We start from the raw sequence: 14,819 nt of genomic DNA, 5'->3' as shown, positions 1-14,819 counted from the left end.
TCTTCAATTGCTAAATCCATACATCACCTTAAAAGAGGTGATTTGATCATGTTTCTTTGGGATAAACAAGATGTGTAGAAGATTCAGGTAAGTGGGAAAGAGCCAGATTTTATGGATGTTATTGGAGAGTATTGGATGGTAAATTGGGGCGGCGGGAATTGAATTCAATTCCTGTGGTGTTGATTTTATTGATGAAATTTTGTGTGAAATTTAGATGTACCAACAAAAGTACCAACAGATGATTTTAAAACTATAACGAAATCCAGCTGACTAAGGCATTAAACTGTTCATTATAGCCCTAGTCAGTCTTATTCATTGTGATAATTTCTGCTTTATTTTCTATAGCCTCAATTATATCAGATGGCTCAATTCGTAACGCCATTTCCTTTGTTTCAATATTATACTGTTCGCTTTGAAGTCTATTCGGATCTGTTATTGACCAATACACATACATTCCAGCGTAGAAGAAAACAACTAAGAAAACTAAGGCTACGATCAATGAAATTATAACAATACTATTTATCTTTGGTATTGCGAAAAGACTGCTAGTTACAATGGCCGCCAACCAATTTAAAGGGGTCATAATATTCCCCTTTTTGTTAAAATGCCTTGTTCCTTTACCTCCTGCAAAACGGCTCATAATGAGTTCTCCTTATATATGGAGAATGTAAATTGGAGTAATTTTGGATTTTGTTGCTCATTATCTGTAAGAAGTAGTCCTGTAAAATATAAAAAAAGGGTTTCTTTACCAATATGAAAGGCTATTGGTGTAGTGGTGCCTGATAATAGACTTCCGCCAAAATTCTCAATTGAAATAGTTATAGTTTTTCCTTCCGTACGAGTTACATATTTTCCTTTATTGGCATTATCATTGTAGGCAAATAATAAATTAAAAATTAGATGGTTATCCAATCCAATTGTTGTAGGTCCGGCGGATGTTGGTACTATAATTTTTAGTCCATCTAACGGATTAAAACAAACTGTATCAGAAAGAATCAATTGTTTTTTCCCTGACATTATTGTGGAGTTTATTTGATTCATAATGACCTTATTAATTAATGCAATACTTTTATACTATGCTCTTCGACTCATTATATCTTTTTTTAAATCAAATTAATGACATCTCCAGCTTATATTTTCGCTGCATCCAATCAGGCAAAGAGGTATCTAAAAGCTTAAAAAAATCACGACTATGATTGTGGTATACCAAATGACAGAGCTCGTGAATAATAACGTATTCAATGCATTCCTTTGGGGTTTTAATTAGTTGTACATTTAAAGACAATGTACCTACTTTTGACAGGCTTCCCCAGCGCTTTTCCAGCGACAGTATTTTACAAGCAGGCTTTGGATGCTCTTTATTCTTAAATTTCTCCCAACACTCATTAAAAATATTATGTAAATGTATGTGAGCTTTTTCTCGATACCATTTATTTAATAATATCTTTATTTGCTCTGGCTCAGAGTTTTTCGCATTTACTAGGAAATACCCGTTCTTTAAGCAAACTAGATTGCTTTCAGCCTGAGAAATTTTCAGGCGATATTTTCTACCTAAATATAGATGCGTTTCACCCCCAACATATTTTCTTGCAGGTGTTCTTGGGTCGAACTGATCAAAGTAATGAATCTGGCGTTTGATCCATCGAGCACGTTTTTGTACTCGTATCTCAATTTCGTCAATATGCGTGCCAATAGGCGCTTTAACGAAAATAGATTTGTCAGGGTGTACCGCTATTTCAAGCGATTTTCGTGAAGAAAAACTGACTTGAAAAGGAATAATACTCTCTCCATATGTGATGCTATGAGTCCTTTCGAGCATTAATCACGCCTCCTATGCCTTGCAATTTGCATCGCTTTTTCAATGATTTCATCCATATGCTCTAAGCTTAATGACACCCCACATTCTTCTTTAACTTTATCATAGAGAAAATCATCAATATCATTTTCGGTTTTTCTTTGTGCATCGGTATCATCCCAAAAATCAACCTTCCAATGTACATCAATAATTTTCTGAACAGCTAGGGAGGTTGCAGCAGAAACGGAGTCAATTAACTGCTCTTCTAAATTATGCTGCATGAAATAGGGTTTAATTAAACCAAAATAAGCACAGGCTTCATCATTAGTTCGGATGTTCTCAGGCACGTCATCATGCTGCCGTGTAGCTACTTTATTGCGTAGATCAACCACACGGTTAAGATAGTCTAAGTCTGAGATTCGCTTCGCTCTAAAGTCCTCTATAGCGGCTTGGATTAGCTTTGAAAATTTCTCATAAAAAGCAGGATCTTGATCCATATTTTCTGTGATTGTGCGTTTAGTAGCATGGGCAATAGTATCTGCTTTAGACGCCGTGGTCTGTGTTTGATAAACACCTTGATTCTCTTTAACCATGTTAAATGTTTTTTCATCAAAAATGTTCACAGGCTCATTAAGCTGCGTGACTTCATTCGCTTGAATGTGGGTATCAAGTAATTTTTTGATCTTGGGTGCATAATCCCTATAATCAATCGCCTCAGCGTAACGTAATTTCACTGCAGCTTTTAGATTTTGGAAGCGCCTTAAGTCAGCTTTATAGTTTTGTAATTTTTTCTCGTCCGTTCCCATAATGAACTGTTCAGACGAAAGAGCTATTCCTAGTGTCTTGCTGTAGGCTGATAGGCATTCATAAAACTCATCTCGCAATTCCTCATTGGCCAATAACACTTCGTAAGCCTCTTCATCTTTGGAATTTTTAACGGATTTGAATAAATCCCACAACTCAGAGTATCGTTGAGGTAATTTCACTACCTCCGCATTAATGGATGTCAGTGTGCCCGCTAGATCTTCTTCATCAAAACCTTCAAACGCTTCATACATAGTCAGTGCTTTATCAAGCTCACCTAAAACACTTGCATAGTCGATGATATAACCAAAGTCCTTGCCTTCGTATAAACGGTTAACACGAGCAATCGTTTGCAATAAGGTATGCTCGGTCAACGTTCGACAAAGATAGAGTACTGTATTGCGCGGAGCATCAAACCCTGTAAGCAACTTATCAACAACAATTAAAATCTCCGGTTCATCACCATGCTTGAATTGATTAATAATTTGCTTGGTATACTCTTCTTCTGATCCAAAACGTTTCATCATTTTGATCCAGAATTTACCTACTTCATCCGAAGGACCAGCATCTACTTCGTCATGCCCTTCGCGTGTATCTGGGCCGGAAATAATAACTTCTGAACTTACTATTCCAATTGTGTTTAAAAACTCATGATACTTAAGCGCGACTTCTTTTCTGGGAGCAACTAACTGTGCTTTAAAACCAGTGCCTTGCCAATTCGCCCTATAGTGCTCGCTGATATCAAACGCTTGCATATAAACCACTTGATCGGTTTTATTAAGCATTTCAGCACGCGCATATTTTTTCTTTAAATCTGCTTTTTGTTCTTTATTAAGGTCGGCTGTATGTCGATCAAACCATAAGTCGATAGCAGCTTTATTTTGCTCCATCTCTACAAGCCTGCCTTCGTATAACAAAGGTAAAACAGCCTCATCAGCAACAGCTTGTTTAATAGAATAGTGAGGCTCTATAAGTCCGCCAAATTTAGCAAAATTGTTTTTTTCTTTTTTGAGTAACGGTGTACCAGTAAAGCCCAAATAACAAGCATTAGGTAACATTTGACGCATGCGTGCAGCAAGAGATCCAAAGTTAGTACGATGGCTTTCGTCTACCAGTACGTAGATATCAGGAGATTCATCAACATATTTTTCTGCAGTCCAACCTTTATCGAACTTATGAATTAAAGTTGTGATGATGCCTACTTTATTTTTTAGATGCCTTACCAGATTGCGGCCAGAGGTTGCTCGTTCTTTACTAAGCCCACAGGCAGTGAATGTATTTCCTAACTGTTTATCTAAATCATCACGATCTGTTACCAGAATAATCCTGGGGTTAATTAGCTCTGAATCTAAAACCATAGCACGAGCAAGCATCACCATAGTTAATGACTTCCCTGAGCCTTGTGTGTGCCAAATGACACCCCCTTGGCGAGTTCCATGCGTTTCTATTTTTTTGATTCGGGCAAGTGTTGAACGAATCACAAAAAACTGCTGATATCGCGCAATCTTTTTTATACCACCATCAAAAATAGTAAATTGATATACTAAATTAAGCAGACGCTCAGGACTACATAAGCTAAAAATAGACTGATCTTGTTCTGTAGCTAACCGATCACCTTCCTGCTCAAGTGTATCAAAATATTTGCGTGCAATTGAAAACTCACCTGAATAAAGCAGGTCTTTGTTTCCTTCACTGAGAGGTGTATTGATACTTTGATCGACTTCCTTTTTATGCTCTTCTAACTCTTTCCAAACACTCCAAAACCTTTTAGGCGTCCCTGCTGTAGCATACAGAGCTGCATTTTTATTAACAGCTAGAACCAATTGAACATATGTAAACATTCGCGGAATGTAATCATCTCCCTGATTACGAATGTTCTGTGAAATGGCCTGCTCCACTTCAATTTTTGGTGATTTACATTCAATAATGCAGAGGGGAATACCATTCACAAAAAGAACAATATCAGGTCTTGTTGTTTCAGTGCTACGGGAGCGCTCAACGGAAAATTCAGCAGCAACATGAAAAACATTATTCTTTGGATTTTTCCAATCAATATAATTCAGCGTAAAACTTTTAGAATCTCCCTCAATCGTTTGATCCATTGCTGTGCCTAAAGTAATTAGGTCATAAACAGCTTCATTGGTTTTTTGTAAACCATCATATTTCACGTTTTTAAGCTTTTGGATTGCTGTTTGAATATTTTCTTCACTGAATAGATAGATATTATCTTTATATTGAATACGATTAATCTCTTTTAGTTTCTGACGAAGAATATTTTCCAGTAATACATTAGATATTCGGCCACCGCGCTCAGCAAGGGTCTGCTCCGGTTTTAGATATTCATAGCCTAAATTGATCAATTGTTGAAGTGCTGGTATTTGTGACAAATACTCTTCATCAAAACGAAAGCTTTCATCCTTGGTGTCACAATTTTCAATTTTCATATCATCTTTCATGATGTATACCCTGATATTCTTGGTAAAAATTGAGCAATAGTTTCTTCTGCCGTAGCAGGGTATCCATCCCTATCAAGCTCTTTTGCTTCTTTAATAATTTTTTTTGCTTTATTCAATGCATCCTGTTTCCACTGGGATGCTAAATAACCAACCTCCAGGCCTTCCATAAAACTAAAAAAATAATTTTTAAGTTGTGGATTACCAAACAAACCTATTAAGGAAAATTTATGCTGTACTATGCGCTGCTCCAAATCGAACGACTCGAAAGGATAATTATTTCGGGCATTCCAATACTTTACTAAACGTATTAATGGTTTTATTAGGCTTTGATTTGACTGATTTGTTGAGTAAAGTACCTGATTAAATCCAGTCGGGTCAGTTTGCATCCAATTTTGATAATTATTGGCTTTGCCTGGAATTTGAAGACCTCCTAAATAACTTTCAATAGCAGGGACTAATTCAAAACGTATGTGGTTCATCGTCAATACCATAGTTGGATTAGATTGTGTTATTTCCGAACGACTATAATGATATTCAGCAAAGGATCGAAGCTTGTTCAGGTAAGTTTGCGGTTGGTATTGTGTGTCTGAAAAAACTATCATGTAGTCTACATCAGAAAGGAGATCCATAGCTCTTGGCAATATAGTCCCTCGACTATAAGACCCAAAAACAAATTGTTTTTTAATGTCTCCTGAAAAATAGGTACTTAATCGAGTCTGTATGGCAATGAGTGACCGTTCAATACTCAGTTTTTCCGAATCTTTAAGTATTGCCTCATTAGCTAATTGTGTAAGGTAGCTGTTAATAGTCACGTGCTCTCCTTATCAGCCTTATATTGACTAAAACCAGCCTCAATATCGGATCTTGCTAACTCATAGTCTTTTCGATTAGGACTTGGTGAGGATAGATTTAAATCATCACGATGTTTCGCCAACTCTATAAGCCTATTTTTCGTTTCCTCATTATAACCAACTTCGATTAATTCAATCTCTCGAAAGAGACGAGTTTGATTTCTTAATGCCAGATATTGGCCCGCAATCGCTTTATGGTTTTCAGCATGTTCTGAGGGTTTAAGAAAGGTCAGAACAGTGGTTAATGCTGTTGCCAAAATTGCTAAAACACCAGCAGTTTCTGGCATGTTATTAAATGCAGTTCCACTAGCGATAGCAGCTAAAATAGCTGCTGGGAGTCCTATAGCTAGATGGTAGCGCTTCCAACGATCAGCAGTGTTATAATGTCCTTTTGCGCTGTGCTCGCTATCTTCTTCAATGCGCAAAGCTTCTTTTTCTAACTGAACAGTTAAATTATTCAATTAAGCGACCTCCTCTTGTAGCTTCAGAATTTGCCATGTACCTGTTAATAATTTTTGCATCAAACCACGTTTTTGATGAATATATTTATCAGTCAGTAACTTAAGTATAGAAATTTCTTTTTGTGCTTCGCTTAGAATTTGGACAATTTTTCTTTGTTCAGATAATTGTGGGTATGCAATTTCTAATTTTTCGATATCGCGTCGCTGGATATTAGGCAGACCTGATCCAACACGTAAGCTCATAATTTGTTTTTCATGTGCTTTTAAAAAATAAAAGAGAAATGCAGGGTCTATTTCATGACTAATATCAAGAAGCGCATAACAATGCCCCCCGCACCAGAACTTCTCCTTGCAGTAATTCACAAATCCACATGAATTTCCTCCTTCACTAATGGTGACAGTACCTGCTGGCGTGTTCCATGTATCTGTATGACCTGATGGCGTAATACCTCCATTCCATGCTGGAAATAAATCGGTTTTGGTAAGTAATATACGATTTAATTGTTGACCTTTTTTAATTTTAGAAATACTTGATAATCTTCTTAAGTTCCAATGTTTATTGCTTGGGTTTATTAATTGATGTATTAACCACTCAAACTGCTTTTCTTTAGCTACAATTAAGGCATCCGTTTTTTTAATCGTTTTTTTCCATGATGCAGCAATTTCAGCTATTTTCTTTTGGGTTTGTAATGGTAGAAGCGGAATAGGTAAAGATTCTACTGCTGACTTAGTGATTTTTACCATACTGCTACTTGTTCCTGACGCACGCTGCATGAAATGCTTGCGAGCCAAACTACTTTGCAGAAGAACTTCTAAAAAATCAGGTAAGATAGTAGCTTCATCTATTCTAAATTTCATTATAAGATCTGGATAAGCACAATTATCAAGCCCACCTCGATATAACGCTGCTCGTCCAACCTTATCCAAAGTATTTGATCTACTGACTAGAAAATCTCCTGGATTAATTAAAAAATTGTCAGTTTTTTTATTCGTTTCAGGAACCCATTTTATTTTTGATAAATCAATAGATTGCCCGGTTAATGCACCCAAACTAAGAATGGTTTTAGAGGTTTCAACGTCAGTGCAAACAGGAGAATATCCATTTTTAATTGGGGTGGTAAGAAAGGTTTTTAATTTTTTAAATTCTATTGTATTTTTATTCATCATTCGCTTCTTCTTTTCTCACACCCGGAATTCCAAGTTTTTTTTCTAGTGCCCTAACACTTTTTTCTGGATTAGGTAAATTTTCAGGCATAGTTCCACCTAGCTCTTCAATCGTTTGTCGTACTTTCTGTCCAACAACAAAATGAGCATTATTTGCGTGATGTTTGCCCTGTATATTTTCTCTGCGTAGTTTTTCTTCAGCTTGAGTGGCACGAAATAGGTTTGCGGCAAGCTCAGTACTACCCATGTGGTCCAAAATTTGCTGACTTTTCTTCAAACCTTTTTTACGATGAATACCTTTAGCATCAAGACCACCATATAGTCCTTGATATCCATGGTTTTGGAATATAGCAAAGTCAATACTGGTTTCAACACCAGCCTCGGATGCAGCGGCAACTAATTGTTTATTATGTTCTTTTAACTCGTGGCGTAATAATACTCGTTTTTTTGCTTCATCCAGTTCTTGAAAACTTGCGTTATCAGCCAGCTCCTGGCGACGTGTTTGAATTGCAAAATAGGTTTGACCATTGGCAACAATTTCTTTCGATGGATCAGCATTTTGAATAATTAAGTAGCATGCATACCTTGAAAGATAGTAATTTTGTGTGCTTCGTTTAGCACCAGAGCCTATTTCAACCATTTCGAGGAGATCCTCGAAATGGTCCTCAGGATCTTTCCCGCTGTTTTTACAAGCATTTTTCGCACGCTCAATAACTGGCAAAAAATGTCTGTACTCAGAATATTGTAGAGCTTTTGCTAAGTCTCGAGCAGACCAAAATTCATGGCCATCTTGCTCTTGTCTAATGTTTTCAAAAATTGAATGATGTTGGTTAATTATCTGACTCATTGTCTCTTTCTTCCTTCTAGTATTTATCTTCACCCATATGTTCCAAAATGGAACTTGTGCATTTTTTAACAAATTATGCCGAAAAATATTTCACGAAAGGAGGCTTATTCATAAACAATCTCTTTCAACAATGTGGCCATTTGGCTACGTACCTCTGTTAGCTCTTTCTCAAGCGTGTCTATTTCCAGTTGTATCGCGTGAATATCAATTTCAGCTTCTTCCTCAAACGTATCTACATAACGAGGGATATTAAGATTAAAATCGTTTTCTTTAATTTCATCAAAACTGGCTAGATGAGCATATTTTCCTACTGCCTTGCGTTTTTGATAAGCATTAACAATTTTATCGAGGTGCTCATTTAACAAAGTATTTTGATTTTTCCCTGCCTGATAGTCATTGCTAGCATCTATAAATAAAACATCCTTGCGATGTTCATTCACACCACCTTTTTCACGCGATCGATCAAATAATAAGATTGCAACGGGGATACTAGTGGTTGGAAATAGATTGTTAGGTAATCCAATAACAGCATCGAGCAAATTATCTTCAATTAGTTTTTGGCGAATACGGCCTTCTGCTGCTCCCCGAAAAAGAACGCCATGAGGCACAACAACTGCGACACGTCCTTCTTTCTCAATAGCCGCTTCAACCATATGACTAATAAAGGCAAAATCAGCTTTTGATTTCGGTGGCATACCTCGCCAAAAACGATTGTAGACATCGCTTTCAACATCATCTGAACCCCACTTATCAAGAGAGAAAGGGGGGTTAGCAACAACGTTATCAAATTTCATTAAGCGGTCATTCTCTACCAATGCAGGCGAGGTTAAGGTATTACACCATTCAATGCGGGCAGAGTCTGCCCCGTGAAGAAACATGTTCATCCGCGCTAAAGCCCATGTGCTGCCATTAACTTCCATTCCGTATAAGGAAAAATTGCGATCGCCGACTTGTTTTGCTGCTTCAATAAGTAAACCTGCTGAACCGCAAGCTGGGTCGCAAATACGTGCACCAGATTTCGGAGCGCATAAACGAGCAACTAATTCTGATACTTTGAATGGGGTATAGAACTCGCCTGCCTTTTTTCCTGCGTCAGAAGCAAAGCGCTCAATTAAGTAAATATAAGTGTTTCCAATCACATCTTCTGAAACACGACTAGGGCGCATATCAAGTTCTGGCTTGTTGAAATCTTCAAGCAGTGTTTTTAGTCGTCTATTTCTATCTTTTGTTTTACCGAGGCTAGACTCACTATTAAAATTAATGTTTCGAAATACCCCCTCTAATTTCGTTTTATTAGTCGTTTCAATAGAATCCAAAGCAATATTGATTAACTCTCCGATATTAGGCTCTGACCGCTTGTCATAGAGATCATAAAAGCTACTTCCCTCGGGTAATACAAACCGTTCACGCTCAAGTTTGCGACGTATACGTGTGTCGTCATCACCATATTGTTTGCGATACTCTTCATAATGATCATTCCAAACGTCTGAAATATATTTTACGAATAGCATCACTAGGATATAGTCTTTGTACTGTGCTGGGTCGACTACGCCACGGAATGTATCGCATGCAGCCCAAGCCGCATTATTGATGTCCTTTTGATGAATTTGTGTTGTCATGTGTTGATCCTTAATATCATTAATTATTGAATTGTTGCTGCAAGGTCTATTAAGACTTTATTCATCAATAGACGCTTTTTAATACTCAATTTATTCATCAAATGTTGTTCTTGAGATGATAATTTTTCTAACTTCACGATATGCTGCTGTAACTCTATAGAAGGCACTATAACCTCTAAGTCATCAACAACCGATTTACCAATCATGCGTATGGCTGTACCCGTTGCTTTACTTTGCATATAGGCTTGGGAAGATGGTTGATTAATAAACCAACATAAATAAGCGGGAAGAATGGAGTCTTTTTCTATGCGAATTCGTAGTAAGGGGGCGGCCACAACGGATGAGCCGATGCTTACATCAACTAAAGCGGCAGTATTGGTTTGTCCTCTTGATCGAAATACCAAATCGTTTAGTTCTACTTTGTGATGTTCTTTAAAATCATTTAATTCGATTAGGACCAAACTTTGGCGGTCTACTAAATTGTCTTCAGTTAAATCTTTCATTTGAATAACGGCTATATTACCTGTTTGTTCTGGTTCAAGCCGAGAACGAAAAGAGTAGCCCATTTGGACAGAAGCAAGATTTTTTAATTTTGTTTTCATTTTTATGCTGTAACGCCATTTCTGTATTTTTTAATTGTAGGGTGGTTGCAGAGGCCTGTCAATATAAAAAATGCAAAAACTTCGTTACTACAAAATTAATTTTCTTTAACTCTTCTTTTATTACTGGCACGTATAGCTTCACGACCCTCTTCTGTAAGAGGTCCTGTTGACAGGCCACCATGCAATTTACATCGTCCATTAATAGCCTTATCAACTGCTATATCCCATACCGGAGGAGCTTTGCATGGTGTGCCTTGCCTGGTTTTAGCACCGCAGATCCCACGATTTTTCCTTGTTTCTTTTGGAGTCTCAGCAAGTAAAACTGTCCTGCCCCAAGCATAACCAGCTAAAAATGGCATTATGGTATCCTCACAAGCGAACTTTTTTATTATTATAACCCATACCCCATGATGCGCGCGTGCATTAAGGATATGAAGTAATTATTGCCATGCTACCTACGTTACATCTTATAGAGTGATGTAACGTAGGTAGCAATACTGGCGTGTTACAAATGCTATTTGTAGCGAAATATAGAAAATGTAGTTAATACGGCTCAAGTGACAATTCTTGTAATTCACAAGAAATATATTTGCCAACTTCTTTGCAATATCCTCTATTAATTAATCGATCTAACGATGTCGAAATACAGGTTTTTCTTTGATCACGGCCATCTTCGCCCAAATATTGGCCATCATGGTTAAGAACTAATTCAATCAATTCGCTTCTGAGAATACTACTTTGATTCTGAGAATGTTTTTGAATTATATCAATAATCAGTGTTTGCCACTTTCCTTTTAGTACCACTCCCCCTTGATTAATTGAACTATTAGGGATAATTACACAACTAGTTATTGGATCCCCGTCATCATCCTCTCCAAGCTTAATTTGTAATATGTTAAAATCAAGAGAACCGTTTGTCTCTCCATCTTTAAGTTTAGTAATGTTCATCTTAAACCCATGATCCGCAGACTTAAGCTCTATTTCAGCATCAACAGCAGCTCGAATACCAGACCATCCACGTGCACCTTTTCTCTCATTCTTTCCCATATGATGAACAAACATAATTACTGCCCCTGTTAATTGATGTAACAATTTATAGTTACCAATAACTTTCCCCATATCAGTACTTGAATTTTCATCTGCCCCTGGGGCTACGCAAGCCAATGTATCTATAATGATCAAATTAGCCTCACCAACCACATCACTTATCTCAAGAACGTCCTCGTCATTTAGGAAATTAGGTGCTACAGGAATAATACCCAGAGGAATTGGATCCAGATCAATATCGTGGTGAACAGCGTAAGCTAATAATCGTTTACGAACACCAGCTCCGGCCTCTGCAGCAATATACACAACTCGACCTTGGGATACTTTAACATTTTGCCATTCGATTCCTCTTGCAATTGCAAACGCCATATCTAGGACAAAAAATGATTTACCAGAGCCTGATGGGCCGTAAATCATAACTAATTCTGCTTTGGGAATAATGCCCTTTATAAGCCATGGAGAATGATTTAACCCTGCATATTCTGATACTGGGATAACGGGAAATTTATCAGAGCAGTTTGTTTTTATGCCATTTTTCAAGGGGGTAAGTGGCTCAAGCGCAACATGTTCTAGTTGTTTTGCAGGATTTTTCCACCCATTTTGATGAGCCCTTGCAAAGATGGCCTTATAACTCGTTCGTTCACCTCTAAATGTCTCCCAACGTGCCAGATCTTCCTCACCTTTGAATTTGGAGCTCGTTGCGCTCCACTCACTCCAAAGTTTAAACCCTTTACTCTCAAAAGGCTTAAGTCCGTGTCCTACAGAAATCCATGTATCATAATCATCAGCTAAAATATGATTTAAAGCTGTTCTTAAGTCTTCAATTAACTTTGAATCTATATCTGTTTTGTTTGATTCTAGAACATCTGACTTATTACCAATTGCCTTTTTATGTAATGGATTTAAAGTTTGCTCAGCAAAATCTGCAAGATCGTGAACCTTATCTGTTACAGGATATAGACCATTATTACCAGTTACTGTAAAAAATCGGCCTGAGCAATACGCCTCAATACCGCTTTTGTTACTTCCCAGTGGATTAAAACGCCGTCCATAACCAATAGCATGTACTCCATTTTTGCTAGGGCTAGTTTCCACATACCCTGACAACGATGTTATAAGTGATTGTAATTCTGGCTTGTCGTGAATGTCATCAAAATCTATACCTTGCCAATAACCCCCTTTTTCATCTAAACCAAGAGCAAATCCTAAACCAGTATATTTACCTTGCGACAATACTGCTTGAGCCTCCTCAAAAGATACTAATTGCGCTATATCTTCTGGGCTATCAAGTTTACCATTGCGTGGTTTACCATTCGCATAATAAGGCACTTTTCCCGATTTAGAATTGCCTCGAGCCTTTGATTTCCATAATAACCAACGTCGACAATCTCTATTAATCATATAAAGAGGCAATTTCATAATTCACCCCCATGATTAACTTTTTTTGTTTTTTGTGAGTTTAGCTGATGTAGGATATAATGACTTTGTATTGTACAGCCTGTTTTATCAATAGATGGAATGGGCTTTTTCATTTTTAAGCCTCACTTGATTTGCGAAATTCAGCAATACGAGTGGCAACCCATTCTTGCACCTCTGACTCAACCCAAGCTACTGACATTGGGCCAAGATGTATGCAATCAGGAAAAAGACCTTCTTGCATCAATGCATAAATTCTTGAGCGAGACAACGATGTTTGCCGCTCAACTTCTTTCCGACGAATCAGGATTTTGGGTGCATCAGGATGTGGCATTGGTATTCCTTAAGTATTTTAGGGAATACGTATTTAATAACCCTTTTTAGCTAAAAAACACCAATGTACTAGGTAGGATAAGGATCGTGGTAAGCAGGATCATGTTCTATGTAAAACATGGTTCAAGTATTTTGATTTTTTTTCCATTCTCTACACCAATTTTGTATGGTATCAGGGTTAGTCAGTACAGGATGCTTTTCTAGCATATCCAATGCAAACTCTATTTGAGTCTTATATAGCTCTTTTTTTGCTTGCCATTTATCCCAATATTCTTTTACTAATATTTTGGCTGCTTGTTTTTTTTCAGAATCATTTTGGCGTTTTGTTTCACCACCTTTTTTCCCATTTTGAGTGCTTTTATTTTTTTGATGGGCATTGAGCTCAGTGGCTACCTCAGTTGCATTCAATTGAAATGCAGCAACTGTATTTTTGGTAATAACCTCTTGATATTGTGGAAACTGATTCGAGGCAAGTGCCGTTTTTAAATTCGCATTTTCAGCTTCCAAATATTGGACTGTTTCATTTAATATCTCCGCGGCAGCCACTGCTTCTGCGGCATAATTTAGCAAATTGTTATATGGAATATTTGATGAGAGCAAGGATTCTTTATGTAGTTTAATTTTATCTGCTTGATATTTTTCGTAATATTCCATTTCATCAGAAAAGGTACTCATTATGTCTCTCTCATTACACTGTTTGCAGAAGCTTGTTTTAATTTATCCAGATAATCTGCCCATTTCTGCATCATCTCTCGCCGCTCAGGCAAATGCGATGTCCTGTTGTAAGCTCGACCATTTGGATCACGTACCGCATGAGCCAATTGATGTTCAATATAATCTGGTCTGATATGTAAAATCTCATCAAGCACTGTTCTCGCCATTGCACGAAAACCATGAACGCTCATTTCATTTTTGGCAAATCCCATACGCCGCAAAGCAAAATTAAGTGTGTTTTCGCTCATAGGGCGAGTACTGGTCTGTTCGCTCGAAAACACATACTTGCCACGACTAGTGAGAGGATGAATTTCTCGCAAAATAGCCACTGCCTGCTTCGATAAAGGAACTAAATGGGCAACACGCATTTTCATCCGCTCTGCTTTGATATTCCATTCAGCCGCATCCAGATCAATTTCTGCCCATTCAGCAGCTCTTAACTCTCCAGGCCGGACAAATACCAAAGGAGCAAGCTGTAAGGCGCACTTCGTCACAAAACTACCGTGATACTCATCTATTGCCCGTAAAAGCTCACCAATCGCTTTAGGATCTGTCATTGTTGCGAAATGTGTTGTTTTTGCAGGTTGAAGTGCACCCTTTAAATCAGGCACGGGATCACGCTCGGCTCGACCAGTTGCTATGGCATATCGAAATACTTGGCTGCAATTTAACAGTGCTCGGCGAGCTGTTTCCTTAACCCCGCGTTCTTC

General features: G+C 37.6%; 15 protein-coding genes. All 15 read right to left on the bottom strand.

The genetic code is table 11. The features are described 5' to 3' along the window. Window positions 1–298: 298 nt before the first annotated feature. Window positions 299–640, bottom strand: a complete 342-nt coding sequence (locus tag Lsan_RS09045) for a hypothetical protein (RefSeq protein WP_058514081.1) — start codon at window positions 638–640, stop codon at window positions 299–301. Beyond that, entirely contained in the window at window positions 637–1,041 is a 405-nt protein-coding gene (locus tag Lsan_RS09040) for a DUF6864 domain-containing function (protein ID WP_133134351.1), read from the bottom strand. The genes Lsan_RS09045 and Lsan_RS09040 overlap by 4 nt, the downstream gene beginning before the upstream one ends. A gap of 67 nt (window positions 1,042–1,108) precedes the next feature. Beyond that, window positions 1,109–1,819, bottom strand: coding sequence for a M48 family metallopeptidase (locus tag Lsan_RS09035; RefSeq protein ID WP_058514079.1), 711 nt, complete (start codon window positions 1,817–1,819; stop codon window positions 1,109–1,111). Then, entirely contained in the window at window positions 1,819–5,055 is a 3,237-nt protein-coding gene (locus tag Lsan_RS09030) for a type I restriction endonuclease subunit R (protein ID WP_133134350.1), read from the bottom strand. The genes Lsan_RS09035 and Lsan_RS09030 overlap by 1 nt, the downstream gene beginning before the upstream one ends. Continuing rightward, on the bottom strand, window positions 5,052–5,867 hold the full coding sequence (locus tag Lsan_RS09025) for an SMODS domain-containing nucleotidyltransferase (RefSeq protein ID WP_058514078.1): 816 nt from the start codon (window positions 5,865–5,867) through the stop codon (window positions 5,052–5,054). The genes Lsan_RS09030 and Lsan_RS09025 overlap by 4 nt, the downstream gene beginning before the upstream one ends. Further along, entirely contained in the window at window positions 5,864–6,367 is a 504-nt protein-coding gene (locus Lsan_RS09020) for an SLATT domain-containing protein (protein ID WP_058514077.1), read from the bottom strand. The genes Lsan_RS09025 and Lsan_RS09020 overlap by 4 nt, the downstream gene beginning before the upstream one ends. Then, window positions 6,368–7,534, bottom strand: coding sequence for a restriction endonuclease subunit S (locus Lsan_RS09015; RefSeq protein WP_058514076.1), 1,167 nt, complete (start codon window positions 7,532–7,534; stop codon window positions 6,368–6,370). Further along, complete coding sequence (gene dinD, locus Lsan_RS09010) at window positions 7,524–8,378, bottom strand: DNA damage-inducible protein D (RefSeq protein ID WP_202814627.1); 855 nt, start codon at window positions 8,376–8,378, stop codon at window positions 7,524–7,526. Before dinD ends, Lsan_RS09015 begins: the two co-directional genes overlap by 11 nt. A gap of 104 nt (window positions 8,379–8,482) precedes the next feature. After that, window positions 8,483–9,997 carry a type I restriction-modification system subunit M gene (locus tag Lsan_RS09005; protein WP_058514075.1) on the bottom strand — a complete coding sequence of 505 codons (1,515 nt, stop codon included), beginning with the start codon at window positions 9,995–9,997 and terminating at the stop codon, window positions 8,483–8,485. Between the two features lie 23 nt (window positions 9,998–10,020). Then, a complete protein-coding gene (locus tag Lsan_RS09000) occupies window positions 10,021–10,599 on the bottom strand; it encodes a restriction endonuclease subunit S (protein ID WP_058514074.1) in 579 nt (192 codons plus the stop codon). A gap of 95 nt (window positions 10,600–10,694) precedes the next feature. Further along, window positions 10,695–10,958 (bottom strand): HGGxSTG domain-containing protein, encoded by a 264-nt coding sequence (locus Lsan_RS08995; RefSeq protein WP_202814626.1) that lies wholly within the window; start codon window positions 10,956–10,958, stop codon window positions 10,695–10,697. A gap of 184 nt (window positions 10,959–11,142) precedes the next feature. Further along, window positions 11,143–13,065 (bottom strand): AAA family ATPase, encoded by a 1,923-nt coding sequence (locus Lsan_RS08990; protein WP_058514073.1) that lies wholly within the window; start codon window positions 13,063–13,065, stop codon window positions 11,143–11,145. Window positions 13,066–13,180: 115 nt separating this feature from the next. After that, the gene (locus Lsan_RS08985; RefSeq protein WP_058514072.1) at window positions 13,181–13,396 is read right to left on the bottom strand and encodes a helix-turn-helix transcriptional regulator; all 216 of its coding nucleotides are present in this window, start codon (window positions 13,394–13,396) and stop codon (window positions 13,181–13,183) included. 122 nt (window positions 13,397–13,518) lie between these two features. After that, window positions 13,519–14,070: a hypothetical protein gene (locus Lsan_RS08980; RefSeq protein ID WP_058514071.1), complete on the bottom strand. Its 552-nt coding sequence runs from the start codon at window positions 14,068–14,070 to the stop codon at window positions 13,519–13,521. Continuing rightward, window positions 14,070–14,819, bottom strand: a 750-nt coding sequence (locus Lsan_RS22945; RefSeq protein WP_237762080.1) for a tyrosine-type recombinase/integrase, incomplete at its 5' end; no start/stop codon positions are given. The genes Lsan_RS22945 and Lsan_RS08980, both read right to left, overlap by 1 nt.

The organism is Legionella santicrucis (assembly GCF_001468135.1).
Taxonomy (GTDB): domain Bacteria; phylum Pseudomonadota; class Gammaproteobacteria; order Legionellales; family Legionellaceae; genus Legionella; species Legionella santicrucis.
Note: the sequence above shows the minus strand (reverse complement) of the source record. Positions and strands in the feature narration are given on the sequence as shown.